Raw genomic sequence first — 18,391 nt, forward strand, 5'->3', positions numbered from 1 at the left:
TATGTTTATTTTTACAGCTTATTGCACGGTCACAATGAGCCTGATTTGCTGGTTTTGATTTATAAGCTCCATTTTTTCAATATTTAAACCCATCTGTGCCATTTGGGTTAGGAAGTTGGCTAATACAGCATAATTATCATGCTGCACTGAAATCTGAAGCTGCTTTCCGGTGGCCTGGATACTGGCTGATAACCCCTGCTGTTGAGAAATACGCTGCACCTTCTCTACCGGCGTCAGCTGCGACTCTCCCGCTGGTTTCATGGTTACTGCATTGGTCTGCATCCGGACCATAAGATCCTTGAGGTCATTTAAACGTTTTTGCTGGTCATCCGCAGCTTTATGCATGGTCCAGAGTGACCATCCAACGGCTGTGACCAGCACAAAGACTGTGGTAAAAATTACCATGATTCTTTCGCGCAGAGAAAGTCCGTCCAGATAGTCTTCTATACGCTCAGCTAGGTTTTTCCATGAATGGTCTATTTTCTCAAATATTTTCATTATTGTACTTTCACCAAACCGATTACTCCCGCCCCCTGGGTTTGTACATTACCAAGTTCAGCTTTAAAACCTTGCTGGTTTAACTGCTGGGTAAGTGCCTGCAACTGTTCAGATGAACTGGCTTTCAAATCAAGACTTAATATTGATGACTCATATCCTACCCGCTCTGCCAGAATCTGCTGCTGGGCCAAGATTGGGCCAACCCGGCTCAAAATTTGCAGTGCCTCAGTATTTGCACTACGGCTCATACGCAATTGGCTTTCAAACTGACTTTGTATATTTTCTTCAGTAATACGGCTATTGGGTCCAAACCAGTCTTGATACTGGTCAATTGCCTGTATCGCAGTCTGATCAGCCAGTTTTTTTAATTTTGACCAGCGTAATACATCATAACTCAACTGTACTATAAGAATGGCACAAAATACTGCTGCACAAGCTTTCCAATAACCAGAAAACTGTTCACTTTTTTGTGCTTTAGGCAAAATATTGAAGGGATGCTGTTTAGGCTTTTTAATAGGCTCGAACTGATAACTAAAGTACTGTCTCTGCTCTTGAGTAGTTACTGCATCTAGTACTATTTGCTGATCTGGACTCAGCCCGCTACAACGGAAACGGGTCTCCGGATGAATAAATTCCAGATAAACTCCAAGCTCATCTATTGAATTGCCACTAAACTCATTTTCACGTGCAAGTAACCGCTGATGAATATTTGCAAGTATAGTTTCACCGGGATCAGGCTGGGGTAAAACCAGGAAATCTGGCAAAAGTGCAGCAACTTTTAAAGGAAGTAAATTCAGTGAATGCAGTAATGTTTCTACTAAATTCAGTGCTACTCCCATGACTGTTAATCGTTCTTCAGCAGCCTGAAAATAGTGCAGTACTTTTAGCTGATCAATCGGCTGTATTACATACTCTTCCAGCAGATAGCGTACCCCTTCTGTACCAAGCTGCTTATATTGAGATTTACTCATCTGCTGCTGAAGCAGTTGTAGCCCGCGACTTGGGAAAAAAACAACTATTTCTTCACCTTGATATATTTTAATTTCCTGAATCAGCTGTTCAAGACTCGAGCTCTCACTCCAGGCATCCCCATTTGACCATTGCCAAACTCCATTGGCTTCTGGCATCCATAAATACAACATTAAGTCTGATCTACCATTTTTCTAATTTATTTTAATGTACTGGAATAAAGTTCTGCTGTTGGACTGCCAGGCCATTTGCAATTACGGGAAGTTCATAAATTCGCGCTTCAGCCAGTGCAAAAGGATGAAATGGCTCATGAATAAGCTGCTCGGCAATATGTGCAATAACATTCATATGACACACGACAGTAATCGACTGGTAAGGTAGTTGTGCTAGCCAGTCAATCGCATCTTTTGCCTGATCATCTGGTTTAATTTTATCACAGACCAGTACCGGAACATCAGGGAAATTCTTTTGAATATGGACCAAGGTTTCTTGTGCCCGTAATAACGGACTCACAACAAAAACCTCTGGCTGTATCAGATCTTTCAAATATTTTCCAGTTTCCTCAGCCTGTGTATGACCCCGCTCAGTCAAAGGTCGCTTGCTGTCGGTTACTTGCAGCGGATGGGCTGCCTCACCATGTCGAATCAGAACCAATTGCATATACTATCCCCATTACTTCAGACCTATCATAACGTTTTTTCATGACATTTATGATATGTCTTGATGATTAGACCTGATTATGTGGCAACACAAATTCTACATCACTGCGATGACCATTTTTCATCAAAGATAAGGCTATTGTTAGTGGCGGCGCATTTTCAAAAATAACTTCATACAAAGCATTAGTGATCGGCATATATACCTCAAGCTCTTGTGCTCGTGTACGTACCTGAACGATAGTATTGATCCCTTCCGCAGTTTGTCCTAATTCCTGCGTAGCCTGTTCTAAAGTTTTGCCTTTACCCAGAGCAAAACCCACTTGATAGTTACGGCTGAGTGGACTGTTACAGGTAGCAAACAGGTCACCAACACCAGATAAACCTAAAAATGTTAAAGGATTAGCACCCAATTTGACAGCAAAACGGCTCATTTCAGCCAAGGCACGTGTAATAATCATACTTTTGGTGTTTTCACCTACATTATAGGCCGCCGCCATTCCCATCGCGACTGCATAAATATTTTTTAAAGCACCGCCAAGCTCTACTCCATGTACGTCATCACTGCCAAAAACACGAAATAAAGCGCTATGTAAAGCCTGTTGCATCGCATAACGCACCAGTTCCGAGTGGCTGGCGATTACTGTACCCGCCGGCATACCTGCCATAATTTCTTTTGCCAGGTTCGGGCCTGAAAGCACTCCATAAGGAACTTCTGGCAACTCATCACGAATAATGTCACTCATAAAGCTAAAGGTTTTAGCTTCAATTCCTTTCGTAAGCGAAACCACTGCCTGCGCACTGATAAAAGGTTTAATTTTTTGTATAACATCCCGAAAAGAATGGCTTGGAATGGCTACCAGAATAATATCACGGTCGCGTACTGCCTCTTCAAGATCAGATACTGCCTGCAATTCTTTCTCTAAAGGATAATCTGGCAAGTAGCGCTGGTTGATATGTGTCCGGTTAATTTCCCGGGCAATTTCTTCATCGCGAATCCAGATCTTGGTATCACAACCATTGCGTACAGAAATATTAGCCATAGCTGTACCAAAACTTCCACCACCCAGTACAGTGATTCTTAATGCAGTTTTACGGTCAATTTCAACAGGTTCAACCAGATCGCTAAACTTCAACTCTGACATTATTTTTATCCTTCATGTTCCATACTATGGAAACAAAATCATTCAGACCAGTAACTTACAAAATTCTGTGTATCTATCTCTGTACGCGGTGCAATTGCTTTAGCTGCTGTACCAATATAGATAATGCCTGAAATTAAATCATGTTCACGCAAATTCAAAGCTTTTTTTAGCAAGCTGGACTCTACCACAGCACCTGAACGCCACATTGTTGAAAACCCTTGCGCTTGCAGGGAAAGCAAAAAGTTCTGGATAGCTGCTCCTGAACTTAATGTTTGTTCAAAATAAGGAACTTTTGGGTGATCTTGAAAACGGGTTAACGCCAAGACCAGTAACGGAGCACGCAAAGGATGATTCTTTACCCGTTCAATCTGTGCTGCTTCCATTGTACCCATATCAGCCACTGCCTGTGATAATAGTTCACCAAATGTTTCGCGCTGCTCAGATGCAATAACCACAAAATGAGTCGGTTTTAAGCGGTGATGGTCTGGTGCTGTTAATGCTGCCTGAAAGGCGAGTTCAAGCTGTTCTGCATTTGGAGCAGGTTCAACCAGATGTCCAATTGATTGCCGCTGATGAATATTGTGATGAATCAGCTCTACAGTATTGTCTGCCATTAATTTTTAAATATAAGATTCAAGATCAAACTAGATTAGCACAATCTTTTCATTTTATTGAGTTACAGACAATCTGCCAGTAGCGCTTTTAACAGCTTTCACAAATAATATCTATAAAACTTCAATTTCCATACAACCCATTCAATATGATTCAGAGTAAATATGCTCAAATAGTTCCAATCTTTTAATAATAGTTTTAGGGTGTATGATGAAAAAAATTCTAAGTTTGGGTTCCCTATTTGCAGCTTCGCTCATGCTGACCGCCTGTGCTACCACCCCAAAAAACAGTCTGGCAATTCAGAAGGAAAATAATCAGTATGAAGTGACTGGAATTGGTAAAACCAATATTATTTCTAAAAATAATGCTATTAGTGCAGCTAACAGCACTTGTGGCAGTAAAGCAACTGCTGTAGTTGTAGATGAGAAAACCAGTTATAACGGTGTACTCAAAGGCGTGGTGGATGAGCAGACTGGCCAAATGGTACAAGCTGCTGCTGGTGTGCTCGGTGCGATTACCGGTAACCGTACAGATATCTCCCGCGACGACGATTATCAGACTGTATTAACGTTTTACTGTCGCACTAATTCATAAATAAGCTTCATAGAAAATCCCGGCATATTGACCGGGATAATTCATTTAAACACTTTAATTAACAATAACCATCTAAACGAGTAAGTGGCAGTTTCTGTCCAATTGCTTTTTCAATGGCTGGCAGATAAAACGCATCGTCTTCTGATAAAAAGCTGATACTAACACCCTGTGCACCAGCACGACCAGTACGACCAATACGATGAACATAATCATCTGACTGTTCAGGTAAAGTAAAATTAATAACATGTGAAACATTATCAACATGAATACCGCGTCCGGCCACATCAGTAGCAATCATAATGTTATGCTTGCCATTTTTGAACTGATCCAGCATTTTCAGCCGTTTATCCTGAGCAATTTCACCTGAAAGCATAACGACTTTGTAACCATCCTTTTTCAAATGATCATAGAGACGGCGCACCTGGTCACGACGATTTGCAAAGATCATAACCTTTTCAATTGGTTCATCACGTAAAATTTCTTGTAGCAGCTTATATTTGTCCCGGTTCGCTACCATATACACACGTTGTTCAACGTCGGCATTGGTTTTCTTTTCAGGTTCAATTTCTACTGTAACAGGCTCGAATAACCATTGCTGAGCCAAGTTCAGTACATCATAACTGAATGTAGCCGAGAACATTAGAGTCTGACGTTGTTCTTTACGAGGTGAAAACCGTACAATCCTTTTCACTGAAGGAATGAATCCCATATCCAGCAGACGGTCAGCTTCATCAATCACTAAAAATTCGATCTGGTCCAGCCAAACCTCTTTTTGTTCTACAAAATCTATCAAACGTCCTGGAGTTGCCACAATAATGTCGACAAAATTCTGATCAAGCTGCTTTTTCTGCTTATCAAAATCTACACCACCCAGTAATGTAACCAGATGCAGATCTGTGAATTTGGTTAACTCTTTAGCATCACTTTCAATTTGCAGAGCCAGTTCACGTGTAGGAGCCAGGATTAGGGCTCTTGCCTCACCACGATAACGCTGTTCTTTAATCGGATTATTAAGCAGATCATTGATTACACTGATCAGGAAGGCTGCGGTTTTACCCGTACCAGTTTGCGCACGACCAATTGCATCGTGTCCAGCCAAGGTATAATTTAACACCTTCTGCTGGATAGGAGTCATTTCCTTGAACCCTAAAGCATCAATCGCTTTTTTCAGTTTCGGATGTAAATTCAAGGTTTCAAAACCAGATGCCATATACGTGCTCTAACTATTAATCACCCAAATTGGCGTTCATTATAAACAAAAACGCCCCAATACGAAAATTGGAGCGCCTCTCATCAATCAAAATTGATGAATTAGTCTAAAGGCTGCACTTCTTCAGCCTGAAAACCTTTTTGACCTTTTACTACGCTGAATTCAACGCGTTGACCGTCACGTAGTGAGCGATGGCCTTCACCCATAATCGCACGGAAATGAACAAATACGTCATCACCACCGTTACGCTGAATAAAACCAAAACCTTTAGTGTCGTTAAACCACTTTACTACGCCTTGTTCACGAGCTGTCATAAGTCAATCCTCAGTTGCTTCAATTAAAGGACCTTCCGGTGTTGCAAACAGCAGAGCAAACAAGATTTAAAAATAGTTATTATTTCTAAGCTTGTAATCATTCTGTAAAACTATTAACAAATTCCCGGTTACATCCATAAATATTTAAGTTTCACCACAATTTAGGTAGTGGTAATCCCTAAGTACGCAACGAGCTTAGCATGGGTTTATGACAATTAATAGTTTTTTTAATGAATTCTTCTTTACGTTCGTTTATGTTTTTGTATGATAATTGAACTGAATTCTATTTTTAAATATTTTACTATTGATTCCTAATGCAAATTCAGTCAGCTGATTTTATTTGCTAAAATACCTTTTATGAAAGCTAATTTTTTCTGAGTTCAGATTATGAACGAAACTTTTGGGGCAACCCCTGTAGAAATCGATGCATTGGGTCAGCCCTGCCCAATGCCACTACTAATGTTAAAACGGGCCTTAAAGCAAACCAAGGCGCCATTTATCTTTATTTTAAAAGCTTCCGATCCAAATAGCGAGATAGATATTGTACGTTACTGCCGGCTCCATCAGATTAAATGTACCCTGACTCAGAATCATGCTCAAGAATACCACTATTTAATTGAATCTTAATTATTTTCCTTTAAGATAATACAGTGTTAAAGGTATAAAACTTTACATTTTTCTACCCAATATTCCTTAATTATGGAAATCTTTCCGATTAAGATAAATGCATTGGTACGATTATCGTCCTACAAGGAGAACTCATGAGTGACAGCAGCAATCAATTGATGCCCCTGTCATTATCTGCGCCAGGGGTCAATCTCGGTGCATATATTAGCACCGTTAACCAGATCCCCATTTTAACAGCCGAGCAGGAAAAAGAACTTGCTGAACGTTATTATTATGATCAGGATCTAGATGCAGCGAAAATGCTGGTCATGTCGCACCTGCGTTTCGTTGTTCACATTGCACGCAGTTATGCAGGTTACGGCTTGCCTCAGGGTGACCTGATTCAAGAAGGTAATCTGGGACTAATGAAAGCAGTCAAACGCTTTGATCCAAGCATGGGTGTACGCTTGGTGTCTTTTGCAGTTCACTGGATTAAAGCCGAAATACATGAATACGTTATTCGTAACTGGCGTATTGTAAAAATTGCCACCACTAAAGCACAGCGTAAATTATTTTTTAATTTGCGTAGCTTGAAAAAGTCCAGTAAAAAGTTAACGCTCGAAGAAGCGCGCTCAATCGCAAATGATTTAAATGTAACACCAGAGCAGGTTCTGGAAATGGAAGGCCGTCTTACTGCCTATGATGCTGCTTTTGAGGCACAAGGTGATGACGATGATGATTCATCTAGTCATGTGGCGCCGGTACTTTATCTGGAAGACAGCCGCTATGATCCTGCCCGTCTGGTAGAAGACGAGGACTGGGAAGAACAGAGCAACTCGGCATTACATAATGCTATGGATCAGTTAGATGACCGTTCACGGAATATCCTGCAACGCCGCTGGCTCGATGATGACAAGTCAACCCTACATGAACTGGCAGCAGAATATAATGTTTCAGCAGAACGTATCCGTCAGTTAGAAAAAAATGCGATGGAAAAAATCAAGGTTGCCATGTCTGCAACCTGATTATTTTCTCAAAAGCCAAGGGCATTTATTGCCCTTTCTTATTTTTTAGTTTCTCATTTTTGTTATTTATTAGCCTTATTCTCTATATAAATCTATGTTAATGTTCATCTAGTTTTTCAGGTGGTTATGGCTTATGTGGATTGCAATCTCCGCACTCAACCTTGCCTTGGCGGTCATGGTAGGTGCTTTTGGTGCACACGGTTTAAAGACTCGTGCCAGTGAAGCTCAACTGGCTTGGTGGCACACAGCAACAGAATACTTTTTTTATCATGCTTTAGGCTTATTGATTTTAGGTGTGATAAGTAAGACTTTGCCTCAACTCCCAATTAAAGGCAGTTTCCTGCTCATCCAGTTTGGTATTTTTCTGTTTTGTGGCTCACTATATATTATGGCTCTAGGGCTTCCGCGTGGTCTTGGCGCGATTACACCTATTGGGGGGCGCTGATGATTGGTGGATGGTTATTGCTGGCCTGGAATGCATTTAAATATTTAAGATAAGAATGGAAATAATGGTATGCAGATCTATTTAAATGGCGAACTTATGCATACGCCCTGCCAGAACCTTTTAGAATTGGTCCAGTCACTTGCACTAGAGGGTAAGCGTTTTGCAGTAGAAATGAATGAAATGATCATTCCTAAAAGCAAACTGGAACATACCCCTATTTCGGATCAAGATCGTATTGAAATTATTCACGCTGTCGGTGGCGGCTAATCTGGAGCTCTTCCATGCAAGATACCCCTTTAATTATTGGTTCCCGTCAATTCAGTTCACGTTTGCTGGTTGGCACCGGAAAATATAAAGACTTAAATGAAACTGATTTGGCTATTCAGGCAAGTGGTGCTGAAATAGTAACTGTTGCCATCCGGCGCGTGAATATTGGACAGCATCCAGATCAACCTAACCTGCTCTCTGTTATTCCTCCAGAAAAATATACGATCTTACCGAATACAGCAGGCTGCTTTGATGCTGATAGTGCCATTCGTACCTGTATGCTGGCACGTGAATTACTTGATGGCCATAATCTGGTCAAGCTTGAAGTACTAGGTGATGAAAAAACATTATATCCGAATGTTACAGCTACACTAAAAGCTGCACGTACCCTGATTGACGATGGTTTCGAGATTATGGTTTATACCTCGGATGACCCAATCGTAGCCCAAGAACTCGAAAGTATGGGCTGTGTAGCGATTATGCCACTTGGTAGCCTGATTGGCTCAGGTTTGGGAATTCTGAATCCTCATACTATTTCGATTATTAAAGAAAATGCCAAAGTCCCGGTACTGGTTGATGCAGGAGTAGGTACAGCAAGTGACGCTGCAATTGCTATGGAGCTTGGTTGTGATGGTGTACTCATGAACACTGCAATTGCTGCTGCACAGCAACCGGTAGTAATGGCCTCTGCTATGAAAAAAGCAGTTGAAGCTGGCCGTGAAGCATATCTGGCTGGTCGTATGCCACGTAAACGTATGGCAAATGCTAGCTCCCCAGAGACGGGCTACTTCTTTAAATAGTATTAATAAAAAAAGGACTCAATATGAGTCCTTTTTAAAGCAACCAGCTTAAGGAATCAAGCCTTCATCACGCATTGCAATCTGAACAGATTGACGTTCTGCAATTTTGTTGCGTAAAGCCACAATATTCTTATATGGGCTCAGGTCATGTTCAATATGATTTGACCAGTTGGTGAGTACAAATAGATAAGCATCAGCCGGACCAAAATTATCATCAACCAGATAATCGCATTCCCAGTTTTCTAGATAATTGTCAATATACGTTAGTAGTCGGTCAACCTCAGCATAGGCCTTTTCTTTTTCATCATCCCCCAGTTTACCTGTAAAAAATACAGCGTAAGCGTCATGCAGTTCAGAATTCAGATATCCCAGCCATTCAAGTACTTTGGCACGTCCCATGCCTGATGGCGGAATTAGATCCTGTTTTGGGTCATGCTGGGCAAGAAAAGGAAGAATGGCTACATTTTCAGTTAAAATTAGACCCGGATTGATCTCAAGCGCAGGCACATAACCCTTTGGATTGATTTCGTAATAATCAGTACCTTTTTCTGTTTTATGAGTTTTTAAATTCACTCGCTCTAAATCAAAATCAACATTAATTTCATTTAAAATAATATGCGCTGCGAGTGAACATGCACCTGGAGAATAATAAAGCTTCATATATGATCCTTGTTATTTAACTCATAATGTTTTAAAACGCTTCATAAAGACTTTCAAGTCAACAAAGTTATAAATTGCAAAAAAGCGTAAATATTGAAATAAAATTTACTTTATACAATATTGAGAATATTCAATAATTTTTCAAGTTTTAAAGTGCTATTTTTAGTACCTGCATGTTTTAAGCTTAAGTGAGTGCAAAAAATTTGACTTGCCCTTTTCAGTCTTTAAAATAGCGTTTTCAGATTTTAGTACTGCCAAGATTATGTCAACCGATCAGTTAGAAACGCAAATTACCGAACTGGACAATTTGCCTGAACATCGTGAAATTGTGACATTTATGCGTCGCTCCTCACCGCTAAATACTTCACAGCGCACAGCTCTGGAACAGTATCGTAATTTGATTTTAGAGTATCCAGTGGGTGACTTACGTCAACACTTTGAATACCCTGAACGCCCGCTGACTGTAGAAATTGGTTTTGGTATGGGCCGTTCGCTAGTGCTTATGGCCAAAGCCAATCCTGAGCGTAATTTTATAGGGATTGAAGTACATGTGCCCGGTATAGCACAATGTGTCTATGAAGCAGGTATGGCAGGACTAAAAAATCTGCGTTTACTGGATGCCGATGCTATTCAGGTACTGCGTGAAATGCCAGATAACAGTATCAACTGCATTCAGCTGTATTTCCCAGATCCCTGGCAGAAAAAACGCCACTTCAAACGCCGTTTTGTAGCTCATGAACGTATGGGACTGGTTGAACAAAAGCTTGAACTCGGTGGTACCTTCCACTCGGCTACTGACTGGGAACCTTATGCAGAATGGATGCTTGAGGTTCTAGACAATCGTCCTAGGCTGGAAAACCTTGCAGGAAAAGGTCATAGTTATCCACGTCCGGACTGGCGTCCACAAACCAAATTTGAGCGCCGTGGCATTGAAGCGGGCCACAAAATTAATGACTTTATTTTTAAAAAGATTCAATGATTGAAAAAACAAGCTGGTGAATTAAAGTATTCGCCAGCTTAACGCTGTGCAATAAACCCCTCATAACATAAAAGCTGGGTAAATCTTTTGACTTGGCTAAAGCCAGCCTGTTTTAAAAGCTGGAAAGTCTCCTGTTCAGACAAATCGAAAAAATCACCCTCTAAACGTTGAAGCATGGTTTCAGTCTGCTTTTCACTGAGACCGTTATTTTCACATATATACTTTAAGCTGAGTTTTTCCTGCAGTGATACTATTTTTACCAGATCAAAAGTTATAAACATTCCGCCTGGTTTTAAGGTCTCATAGATCTGTTTTAAAAATTTAGATTTCTCAGTATAACTAATAAAATGTGTGACTAATATAGATAAGGCTGCATCAAAATTCTGATCAGTATCTAGCTGACTCATATCACCCAGAATAAAATTTACTCGATTATTGCCATCAAACTGTTGAACATATTGTTTGGCCTTATCAAGCATGGTGTCAGATATATCAATTGCAGTAAATTTCCACTCTGGAAATTGCTGAAGCAGATAACCCAGCTCATAGCCAGTACCGCAACCTATAATTAATAGGTGTACTTGGTTACCGGCAATGTAAGCTTTCAATAAAGCCTGAATTTGCTGATGTACCAACTCATAACCTGGAATCAGTTTACGGATGTGCTCATTATAAGTGTTCACAACCTTGGAGCTATTAAAATCCTTTGCCATACTTCGGTCCTGTTTTTTTACTGCTCCAAGTTTGAGCGAATTTAATATTTTTATTTAATACATTGATGTGATTTTAAAATACTTTGACTCATCAATTGGTATATTTCCCTTAAATCTTCACGCTCAGCGTGATTAAGTAGCTGCATATGCATATTAAGGATATTCTGGTCTCCACGCACTGCAGGACCAGTTTGCATTAAATGTGGATCATGTTGCAGTGCCTTCTGGGCAGTTTCACTGATCAAGGGATAAAGCAGCGAAAAATCTACCTGTTGCTGGTCTACTATCTGTTTGGCCAGATCATAACAATAGTTAGTAAAATTACAGGCAAATACAGCAGCGAGATGCAGACTTAAACGCTGGGCTGAAGAATAGTTATATATACTTCGACTTAGGCTATTTGCTAAATATTTAAGGATTTCCAGATTTTTAGCTTCAGTTGCCTCAATAAATATTGGAGTAGTCTGCCAGTCAATCTCACGTTCAAAACTGAAAGTCTGCAATGGATATAGAACACCTGCATGAGAATAATGTTGCGATAGGATATTTAAGGCGGTACTTCCGGATGTATGTACGACGAGACTGCTTGATAAATACGGAGCTAACTGAACAATTGTTTCTGTAATTGCCTGATCACTTACTGCAATAATTATCAGGTCAATCTGTGAATTGATATCATGATAGTGGTCAATTGGTTCAGCATTGAATTGCTCTGCAAGTTTTCTGGCATGATCCAGATTACGGCTGAACACCTGAACAATTTGATGCTGTTTTGCAAGTCCCCGTGCCAGATGAGTCGCTACCTTGCCTGAACCGATAAAACTAATACGCATAAAAGACTGATAGTGAAAATAATGCTCTAGCATGCCAATAAAAAAAGGGCGAATCAATCCGCCCTTTTTCTTTTCAACAGTCATCCATTAAAACAGGTTATTGAGATAGACACTACGTTCAGCAGTTTTCTGATTAAAGCATTTGATGTACTGCATATCCTGATTTTGCTGCTCCATAGCTTTATCCCAGTAATTTGACTGCTTTTGATAAACCTCGCGTTCTGCTTCAGGAATCTGATAAACACTTCTCTGTGAGATTACCTTACAATCTACATCACGTTTTTCAAACCAGTCAGACTGGTCTTGCTTTAACTGAGTACGCTGCTCCTCTGTCAGACTGTCCCAAATCTGGTTCAAACGTTCTACCTGCTTCTGTTTTTCAGCATCCAGTTCTTTTTTGCGGATATCCATTGCTTTTTGTGCAAGTTCAGTCTGGACAGTATTCTCATGAACAGATTCTTTGATAGAATTTTGAATTTCCTGATTTTCTTTGACGTAAGCTGCATATTGCACTGCTTTTACCGTCACAAAAACCACACCATCGATGACTGCGTTCTGATTAGGAATATCCAGACTCAAGCCTTCTTTGTCAGTCTTGCTAATGTCATAAGAAAATGTACCGCGCAACTGGTTATTATTTAGGGATAAACCTGATTCACCTTCTTCCAGATAGTCAGCTATAGTCGTTCCGCCCTCACATTCTTCACAGTTTTCCAAGTATTTCTGATAGGCATTTTCTGCACGTTGCAATAAGCCTTTTGGAAAATGTACAACCAGCTGACTTTCACAGTTTAACTGATTCGCATTCTTAGAATCTTCGGTCACGGTACGCACATTTTTAACCTCAAACCTTAAGCTCTGGTTGATCTGAGCCAGAAGCTCCCGGTCTGCTTCATAATAGTCAGACTGCCTGAGGTGCTTTTCAACTTCTTTTAAATATTCACTTTTAAGGTATTTTTGAATCTGGTTCAGATTATCCTGATTGGTACAGCTCCAGTCTGCCATATCCTGAACAGCTGCCTGATCCTGTTTATCTTTATTTTTAAAGCCATCACATCCCCCTAATACAGCAATACATGAAAGCATTGATAGGGCTAATAATTTTTTCATCTTTAATCCAGAGTGTATTGTAATTTTATGGGGCGTATTTTAATCAAGTTTTGAGGTAACTGACCAGATTTCTCATGCTTATTTTTATCTACAGTTCAAACTAATAAAATAATATAAACCTTTTTTATATTTTATTATTAAAGCGCTTTATAAAACACCAAGCATAAATCTGCTTTAATCTATCAATCGTTATTTTAAATTTTTATCTTCATTAAAATATGAATATTCAAATGATATAGAAAGGCCAGTTTAACTGACCTTTTTAAAAATATTCATTTTATCTAATATTAAAATCATGAAGCAGGTTTAACGCCTTGTTCATTTACTTCACGAACTACACCCGTATCCGTATTCAAAATTTCAAACTCAATCCGGCGATTCTGAAATTTGCCTTGACTGGTTGCATTATCAGTGACCGGCTGGTCCTGACCATATCCTAAAGCTTGCAGCTTACTTGGGCTCACCCCCCGGCTTACCAGATAATTCACTACAGCCTGGGCACGCTGTACAGACAGATTGTTATTAACAGCTTCACTGCCTTCAGCATCGGTGTGACCTTTTACAGTGACGACTACATTTGGCACACGTTGCAACAGGGCGGCCGCCTGATCAAGAATCGGTTTATTAACATCCGGTACTTGTGCAGAACCGCTGGCAAAATGAATTACTTCAAGATTCAGTGCGGTAGCTATATCTAGTGGTTTAATATTATCAGGATTAATTTGTGATAAGGTACGTTCAGCATCTGTAACTCCAGCATGGGTTGGCTGAGGATTGCTGGCAACGGGTTGTTGGGTGGTGATAGTCATATCTGGTACGAGCAAGCGAATCTGGCTAACCAGACTCTGTGCATCACTATTATGGGAAGACTGGATATTAATTTCTTTACCTATCCAGGTGATTGAAGAGTTTGGTACACCCTGTACGATTTTCAATACACTTGGTAAAGCATCCTGATTCATAAAACTTGCATGATAGATAGACTGTGTATCTACACCACAACCAGAAGGATGACTAAAAGTATACTTAACCTCGCCTTGTAAAATATCTACATATTTTAAATCACTGATTCGTATTTGGCAGGTAATCAACTCACCTTCATCTCCAGTGGTTAACTGAAAGTATGCTGGCTGGGTTCCATTGACTACAGTCTGCTGATCAGTCTCTTGATCATCATCACACGCCCTGAGCATCAGTGCTGCCAAAATTGCTAAAACAACAATACCAATCAATGGCCATAAAAGATTGGTTCTTCGATCCTCTATAATGACCGGATCTGGTTCCCGTGGCGCCTGATAAAGAGTTTCCCCTGCGGCAGGATTAATACCTAGACCGGCTAATAGCGCCATTGCCCAGTGTGGTAATACTGCCAGAATAATATCCTGATGAGTATAAAGCAGATGTCTGATCGCTTCCGGGTCTGGACTACCCGCCTCTTCGATTAAAACAGCCATTGTCGGTGTAATAGACTGGTTTAATATGCGCTCGGTTTCGAGATGAGGAATACTACCACTTACCTGATTTAAAAATTGTTCTTTAAGAGCGATATGATGTCCGAATAATTCATTTAGAGTCGGATTTAACTGGTTTTCTAAAGAAGGTATCAGCTCAGGCCGAGCTTTTAAAATGGCCAGTAAAACTGGATAAAATTGTGCCAGTGCATCAGACTTTTCTACCAGATAAGTGGTCTCACCTTCTAGAACAATAGCTGAAACCTTTTGCCTCAATAATTCAATAAAATTTATACTCATCATCATTCTCTCTTTTATTGGCATTATTATTGGAATTAATGCATTTAAAATAAGCTGTTTTTTATACTATGCTGAATATTAATACGGTTACTAGCGAAACTCTTTAGAAATAACAAAATGTTATAGAAATTTTAATAAATCACTGAAAAACTCAATAAGAAAGCCAGCTTATGCTGGCTTTTCTATTTCTTCCATATTATTCTGTTTAAGGCAGGAATATTTCTACAACCTTACCTTGCACCTTTTGCTGAATCAGTGGTGTATTTTTACCTTTAGACAGCATATTTTCCTTACTGACTGTCCATTCCAGATCAGGATCAACCAGTACCCAGCCTGATTCTGACTGCCAGCGTTTTACCATATTGGCTACTCGTGCCGGCTCCAGCGTTACTTTTTCTACCCATTCTAACGGGCTGAACAGGCCTTCTTTAACCAGCTGGATACCAAACGGAATATAAGTATCAAATGCACTGATTCCCGGCAAGGTTTCTGCAAACGGCGCCATTTTAGCAGAACCGGATAAGGGTTCATGATGCGTACAAATGGCATCAATTATTCCCGATTTCAAGCCTTGGCGTAATAGTTCCTTATCCTGTGCTGAGCGTAGAGGAGGACGTACATGCGCCAGTGAATTGAATCCATCTGTTAACTGGTCAGTTAAATGCAACTGGTGCATGGCAACATCAGCAGTTACAGGTAAGCCTTTGGCCTTAGCAATCTGGATCAGTTCAACAGATGCGCCACAAGACAGCAGACCAAAATGGGCACGTACTCCGGTTGCCTCTATCATAAGCAGATATTTAGCAATAGCGACGGTCTCTGCCATAACCGGAATCATAGGCAAGCCTTGGCGTGAAGCGACAAAACCTTCATGGGCACAGCCATCTTTGGCAATTTGCGGCTCTTCAGCATAAAACACAACGGTCATATCCAGACCCGCTGCATATTCCAAGGTACGGATAACTACATCATCATTCTCAAAAGGTGCATGAGCATTAGAAACTGCAGTACATCCACCTTTTTTCAGACCCGCCATATTAGCAGGCTGCTTACCATTTAGACCTTGAGTCTGTGCACCGATAATATGCAGATAAATACCACCATCTAACATAGCTTTCTCTTGTAAGCCATGGATCAGCGAGCCATTATCCTGAACAATCGGCTTGGAGTCTGGCGGTGTAATCACATGCAAAATACCATTATGACGTGCAGCCCGGCCTTCAGATTTTAATGTCCCATGCTGCTGCTGACCCGGTTCGCGCAAACGTGCACACAGGTCAACCATAGTTGGCATAAGCCATTTACCTTGTCCATTAATAGTTCTTTCGACATCATCACTGGCATCGACACGCGTACCATTTTGCAAAAAGATTGTTTCAATCCTGTCAGTTTTGGCGATCGGGTCAAGAACGCGTACATTTTCAATTTTGACAATACTCATTTCTTTACCCTTATATCGCCAACGCTTCAATCAAACCTTTCTCTTCTAACTGCCCTTGCATTGTTAGTGCCAGCACAGCCATACGTACTGCTATACCGTTGGTCACCTGACGCAAGATTACTGACTGCGGACCATCAGCGATGCTGGAGTCGATTTCTACGCCACGGTTCATTGGGCCTGGATGCATGACAATACAATCCGGTTTTGCTAATGCCAGCCGGTCTTCATTCAGTCCATACATTTTATAAAATTCAGACTGTGAAGAAAGTGCAGGTGAATCAATACGTTCATTTTGGATGCGAAGTGCAATAATGACATCGCAATCTTTTACGCCTTCATCCATGTTATTAAAAAGTCGGACTTCCGGACCAAATTCCTTAAAGCCAAAAGGTAATAAGGTATTCGGCGCAATGACGCGGATATCTTTACAGCCTAAGGTCTGTAGCGCGGCTACATCCGAACGTGCTACCCGTGAATGTTTGATATCACCAATAATGGCAACACTTAACTCTTCAAATGGCCGGGCAGTTTCACGACGGATCGTAAGCATATCCAGCATAGCCTGGGTGGGATGGGCGTGACGTCCATCTCCCGCGTTAATGATCCCGATATTCGGGCACACATCTTTTGCAATAAAATGTGCAGCACCTGAAGATGAATGGCGTACAACAAAAAGATCGGCCGCCATTGCTTCAAGATTCCACAGCGTATCACGCAGGGTTTCACCTTTAGATGTACTGGAACGGGCGATATCAATATTCAGTACATTGGCTGATAAACGTTTAGCAGCAGCTTCAAAAGTTGTGCGGGTGCGGGTCGAGTTCTCGAAAAACAGGTTCATGACCGTACGGCCTTCGAGTAAAGGTGAGGTTATGAGTTGGTTTTGATCATTAAAAAAGGAAGAAGCAGTATCGAGAATTTTTATGAGGGTTTGCTGGGAAAGGCCTTCAATGGTCAGAAAATGTTTAAGATGACCGTATTGATTGAGCTGAATCTGACTCGGCGTATGCAGTGCAGCCAAATGCATGAGAGATTCCTTAGACGTTAAGTTAATGCATTATATAGATTCTCCCTCAGTTTGGGCAGCCAGATTTTTCAAAATTTTTAGTAGAATTATTTATTTTATGAACTATTAACCATCTATTTCAAAAAGATAAATTAAATCAGTTCTTCATATTAAGAAATTATTTTTCTTTATTTAAATTTAAATCCAGATTAAGTCTTAAAACTTCCCTGTTTAGAGCATTATTATCTGAGTGCACCAATATAATGATGAGCTACCTGCGCCTGATAATCTGGCTCTTTCGTCACCTCTCTATCAAACAACTCAGTGCTCTCTTCATTATTTTGTGCTTCCACCTCTGCCATGATTGGTGGACAAACTAGAGCAGAGAGACGTGTTACCAAACGGATGAGTTCTGCATCCTGCGTTTTTTTGGCCAACTCCATGACATACTGAGTGTAGCTTTCACTTTCCACCATATACATCACATCAATTACGCGTCCAGATACACGGCGTAAGCGTGTATAAATTAAAGTTGCGATAGAAAAAATATCACTGTGATTTGAAGATAAAATATTCATAAAATTCCCTTATTTTATTTTAAAAAATATTAAGTCAGTTTTGTACATGGTTAGTACATCTGCTTGTATGGCAAATAAACACTAATATGCTCAAGAATTTAGCAAGATACATACCAGAAATTTAAAATATGAAAGGAATTACGTTTAAACCTGTTTAGTTTCATCAAGAGAAATCATTC

The 18,391-nt window shown here is 40.4% G+C and carries 21 protein-coding genes and 1 pseudogene; 7 read left to right on the forward strand and 15 right to left on the reverse strand.

The genetic code is table 11. The features are described 5' to 3' along the window. Positions 1-18: 18 nt before the first annotated feature. The 5 genes from gspM to N518_RS0105410 all read right to left on the reverse strand — a co-directional run bounded on the left by gspM (position 19) and on the right by N518_RS0105410 (position 3,882). Positions 19-498 (reverse strand): type II secretion system protein GspM, encoded by a 480-nt coding sequence (gene gspM, locus N518_RS0105390; RefSeq protein ID WP_005014909.1) that lies wholly within the window; start codon positions 496-498, stop codon positions 19-21. After that, complete coding sequence (gspL, locus tag N518_RS0105395) at positions 498-1,640, reverse strand: type II secretion system protein GspL (RefSeq protein ID WP_005014911.1); 1,143 nt, start codon at positions 1,638-1,640, stop codon at positions 498-500. The genes gspM and gspL overlap by 1 nt, the downstream gene beginning before the upstream one ends. Before the next feature lie 31 nt (positions 1,641-1,671). Continuing rightward, a complete protein-coding gene (locus N518_RS0105400; RefSeq protein ID WP_005014914.1) occupies positions 1,672-2,127 on the reverse strand; it encodes a phosphoglycerate mutase family protein in 456 nt (151 codons plus the stop codon). 67 nt (positions 2,128-2,194) lie between these two features. After that, a complete protein-coding gene (locus tag N518_RS0105405) occupies positions 2,195-3,268 on the reverse strand; it encodes an NAD(P)H-dependent glycerol-3-phosphate dehydrogenase (protein WP_005014915.1) in 1,074 nt (357 codons plus the stop codon). Between the two features lie 38 nt (positions 3,269-3,306). Next, positions 3,307-3,882, reverse strand: a complete 576-nt coding sequence (locus N518_RS0105410; protein ID WP_005014917.1) for a nitroreductase family protein — start codon at positions 3,880-3,882, stop codon at positions 3,307-3,309. 208 nt (positions 3,883-4,090) lie between these two features. Between N518_RS0105410 and N518_RS0105415 the strand changes: the two genes are divergently transcribed. Then, positions 4,091-4,474 (forward strand): hypothetical protein, encoded by a 384-nt coding sequence (locus tag N518_RS0105415; protein ID WP_005014919.1) that lies wholly within the window; start codon positions 4,091-4,093, stop codon positions 4,472-4,474. A 58-nt stretch (positions 4,475-4,532) separates the two neighbouring features. On the opposite strand, the gene rhlB is transcribed toward N518_RS0105415, so the two are convergent. Further along, positions 4,533-5,684, reverse strand: a complete 1,152-nt coding sequence (rhlB, locus tag N518_RS0105420) for an ATP-dependent RNA helicase RhlB (protein WP_005014921.1) — start codon at positions 5,682-5,684, stop codon at positions 4,533-4,535. A gap of 101 nt (positions 5,685-5,785) precedes the next feature. Beyond that, a complete protein-coding gene (locus tag N518_RS0105425; protein WP_005014923.1) occupies positions 5,786-5,998 on the reverse strand; it encodes a cold-shock protein in 213 nt (70 codons plus the stop codon). A 387-nt stretch (positions 5,999-6,385) separates the two neighbouring features. Between N518_RS0105425 and N518_RS0105430 the strand changes: the two genes are divergently transcribed. The 5 genes and pseudogenes from N518_RS0105430 (at position 6,386) to N518_RS0105450 (ending at position 9,141) form a co-directional block, all read left to right on the forward strand. Further along, positions 6,386-6,625, forward strand: coding sequence for a sulfurtransferase TusA family protein (locus tag N518_RS0105430; protein WP_005014924.1), 240 nt, complete (start codon positions 6,386-6,388; stop codon positions 6,623-6,625). Between the two features lie 134 nt (positions 6,626-6,759). Then, entirely contained in the window at positions 6,760-7,629 is an 870-nt protein-coding gene (gene rpoH / locus N518_RS0105435; protein ID WP_005014925.1) for an RNA polymerase sigma factor RpoH, read from the forward strand. A gap of 133 nt (positions 7,630-7,762) precedes the next feature. Continuing rightward, positions 7,763-8,127 (forward strand): annotated as a pseudogene (locus tag N518_RS16115) (DUF423 domain-containing protein). A 16-nt stretch (positions 8,128-8,143) separates the two neighbouring features. Continuing rightward, entirely contained in the window at positions 8,144-8,341 is a 198-nt protein-coding gene (gene thiS, locus N518_RS0105445) for a sulfur carrier protein ThiS (RefSeq protein WP_005014927.1), read from the forward strand. Between the two features lie 14 nt (positions 8,342-8,355). Then, entirely contained in the window at positions 8,356-9,141 is a 786-nt protein-coding gene (locus N518_RS0105450; RefSeq protein WP_005025409.1) for a thiazole synthase, read from the forward strand. 48 nt (positions 9,142-9,189) lie between these two features. Here N518_RS0105450 and N518_RS0105455 read toward each other — a convergent pair whose 3' ends face one another. Then, a complete protein-coding gene (locus tag N518_RS0105455) occupies positions 9,190-9,801 on the reverse strand; it encodes a glutathione binding-like protein (protein WP_005014936.1) in 612 nt (203 codons plus the stop codon). 262 nt (positions 9,802-10,063) lie between these two features. Here N518_RS0105455 and trmB point away from each other — a divergent pair, with 262 nt between their 5' ends. Further along, positions 10,064-10,780: a tRNA (guanosine(46)-N7)-methyltransferase TrmB gene (trmB, locus tag N518_RS0105460; RefSeq protein WP_026444040.1), complete on the forward strand. Its 717-nt coding sequence runs from the start codon at positions 10,064-10,066 to the stop codon at positions 10,778-10,780. Positions 10,781-10,818: 38 nt separating this feature from the next. Here trmB and N518_RS0105465 read toward each other — a convergent pair whose 3' ends face one another. The 7 genes from N518_RS0105465 to N518_RS0105495 all read right to left on the reverse strand — a co-directional run bounded on the left by N518_RS0105465 (position 10,819) and on the right by N518_RS0105495 (position 18,212). Then, positions 10,819-11,493 carry a class I SAM-dependent methyltransferase gene (locus N518_RS0105465; RefSeq protein ID WP_026444041.1) on the reverse strand — a complete coding sequence of 225 codons (675 nt, stop codon included), beginning with the start codon at positions 11,491-11,493 and terminating at the stop codon, positions 10,819-10,821. Between the two features lie 50 nt (positions 11,494-11,543). Further along, positions 11,544-12,326 carry a Rossmann-like and DUF2520 domain-containing protein gene (locus N518_RS0105470; RefSeq protein ID WP_026056687.1) on the reverse strand — a complete coding sequence of 261 codons (783 nt, stop codon included), beginning with the start codon at positions 12,324-12,326 and terminating at the stop codon, positions 11,544-11,546. Positions 12,327-12,413: 87 nt separating this feature from the next. After that, a complete protein-coding gene (locus N518_RS0105475) occupies positions 12,414-13,436 on the reverse strand; it encodes a lysozyme inhibitor LprI family protein (protein WP_026444042.1) in 1,023 nt (340 codons plus the stop codon). 293 nt (positions 13,437-13,729) lie between these two features. Then, on the reverse strand, positions 13,730-15,190 hold the full coding sequence (locus N518_RS0105480) for an OmpA family protein (RefSeq protein WP_034593673.1): 1,461 nt from the start codon (positions 15,188-15,190) through the stop codon (positions 13,730-13,732). Between the two features lie 202 nt (positions 15,191-15,392). After that, complete coding sequence (locus N518_RS0105485) at positions 15,393-16,628, reverse strand: dihydroorotase (protein WP_005025398.1); 1,236 nt, start codon at positions 16,626-16,628, stop codon at positions 15,393-15,395. A 10-nt stretch (positions 16,629-16,638) separates the two neighbouring features. Continuing rightward, the gene (locus N518_RS0105490; RefSeq protein WP_005014947.1) at positions 16,639-17,655 is read right to left on the reverse strand and encodes an aspartate carbamoyltransferase catalytic subunit; all 1,017 of its coding nucleotides are present in this window, start codon (positions 17,653-17,655) and stop codon (positions 16,639-16,641) included. A 221-nt stretch (positions 17,656-17,876) separates the two neighbouring features. Further along, positions 17,877-18,212 carry a hypothetical protein gene (locus N518_RS0105495; protein WP_005014948.1) on the reverse strand — a complete coding sequence of 112 codons (336 nt, stop codon included), beginning with the start codon at positions 18,210-18,212 and terminating at the stop codon, positions 17,877-17,879. Between the last annotated feature and the right edge of the window lie 179 nt (positions 18,213-18,391).

Source organism: Acinetobacter sp. UNC436CL71CviS28, from assembly GCF_000620525.1.
GTDB classification, from domain to species: Bacteria; Pseudomonadota; Gammaproteobacteria; order Pseudomonadales; family Moraxellaceae; genus Acinetobacter; species Acinetobacter radioresistens.

Excerpts from the sequence above, each read along its gene's own strand:
- N518_RS0105475 (WP_026444042.1), bottom strand. The coding sequence starts at position 13,436 with ATGAAAAAATTATTAGCCCTATCAATGCTTTCATGTATTGCTGTATTA.
- N518_RS0105405 (WP_005014915.1), bottom strand. The coding sequence starts at position 3,268 with ATGTCAGAGTTGAAGTTTAGCGATCTGGTTGAACCTGTTGAAATTGAC.
- N518_RS0105480 (WP_034593673.1), bottom strand. The coding sequence starts at position 15,190 with ATGATGAGTATAAATTTTATTGAATTATTGAGGCAAAAGGTTTCAGCT.
- N518_RS0105425 (WP_005014923.1), bottom strand. The coding sequence starts at position 5,998 with ATGACAGCTCGTGAACAAGGCGTAGTAAAGTGGTTTAACGACACTAAA.
- N518_RS0105485 (WP_005025398.1), bottom strand. The coding sequence starts at position 16,628 with ATGAGTATTGTCAAAATTGAAAATGTACGCGTTCTTGACCCGATCGCC.
- rpoH (WP_005014925.1), top strand. The coding sequence starts at position 6,760 with ATGAGTGACAGCAGCAATCAATTGATGCCCCTGTCATTATCTGCGCCA.
- gspM (WP_005014909.1), bottom strand. The coding sequence starts at position 498 with ATGAAAATATTTGAGAAAATAGACCATTCATGGAAAAACCTAGCTGAG.
- N518_RS0105490 (WP_005014947.1), bottom strand. The coding sequence starts at position 17,655 with ATGCATTTGGCTGCACTGCATACGCCGAGTCAGATTCAGCTCAATCAA.
- N518_RS0105430 (WP_005014924.1), top strand. The coding sequence starts at position 6,386 with ATGAACGAAACTTTTGGGGCAACCCCTGTAGAAATCGATGCATTGGGT.
- gspL (WP_005014911.1), bottom strand. The coding sequence starts at position 1,640 with ATGTTGTATTTATGGATGCCAGAAGCCAATGGAGTTTGGCAATGGTCA.
- rhlB (WP_005014921.1), bottom strand. The coding sequence starts at position 5,684 with ATGGCATCTGGTTTTGAAACCTTGAATTTACATCCGAAACTGAAAAAA.
- N518_RS0105455 (WP_005014936.1), bottom strand. The coding sequence starts at position 9,801 with ATGAAGCTTTATTATTCTCCAGGTGCATGTTCACTCGCAGCGCATATT.
- thiS (WP_005014927.1), top strand. The coding sequence starts at position 8,144 with ATGCAGATCTATTTAAATGGCGAACTTATGCATACGCCCTGCCAGAAC.
- N518_RS0105450 (WP_005025409.1), top strand. The coding sequence starts at position 8,356 with ATGCAAGATACCCCTTTAATTATTGGTTCCCGTCAATTCAGTTCACGT.
- trmB (WP_026444040.1), top strand. The coding sequence starts at position 10,064 with ATGTCAACCGATCAGTTAGAAACGCAAATTACCGAACTGGACAATTTG.
- N518_RS0105400 (WP_005014914.1), bottom strand. The coding sequence starts at position 2,127 with ATGCAATTGGTTCTGATTCGACATGGTGAGGCAGCCCATCCGCTGCAA.
- N518_RS0105465 (WP_026444041.1), bottom strand. The coding sequence starts at position 11,493 with ATGGCAAAGGATTTTAATAGCTCCAAGGTTGTGAACACTTATAATGAG.
- N518_RS0105470 (WP_026056687.1), bottom strand. The coding sequence starts at position 12,326 with ATGCGTATTAGTTTTATCGGTTCAGGCAAGGTAGCGACTCATCTGGCA.
- N518_RS0105415 (WP_005014919.1), top strand. The coding sequence starts at position 4,091 with ATGAAAAAAATTCTAAGTTTGGGTTCCCTATTTGCAGCTTCGCTCATG.
- N518_RS0105495 (WP_005014948.1), bottom strand. The coding sequence starts at position 18,212 with ATGAATATTTTATCTTCAAATCACAGTGATATTTTTTCTATCGCAACT.
- N518_RS0105410 (WP_005014917.1), bottom strand. The coding sequence starts at position 3,882 with ATGGCAGACAATACTGTAGAGCTGATTCATCACAATATTCATCAGCGG.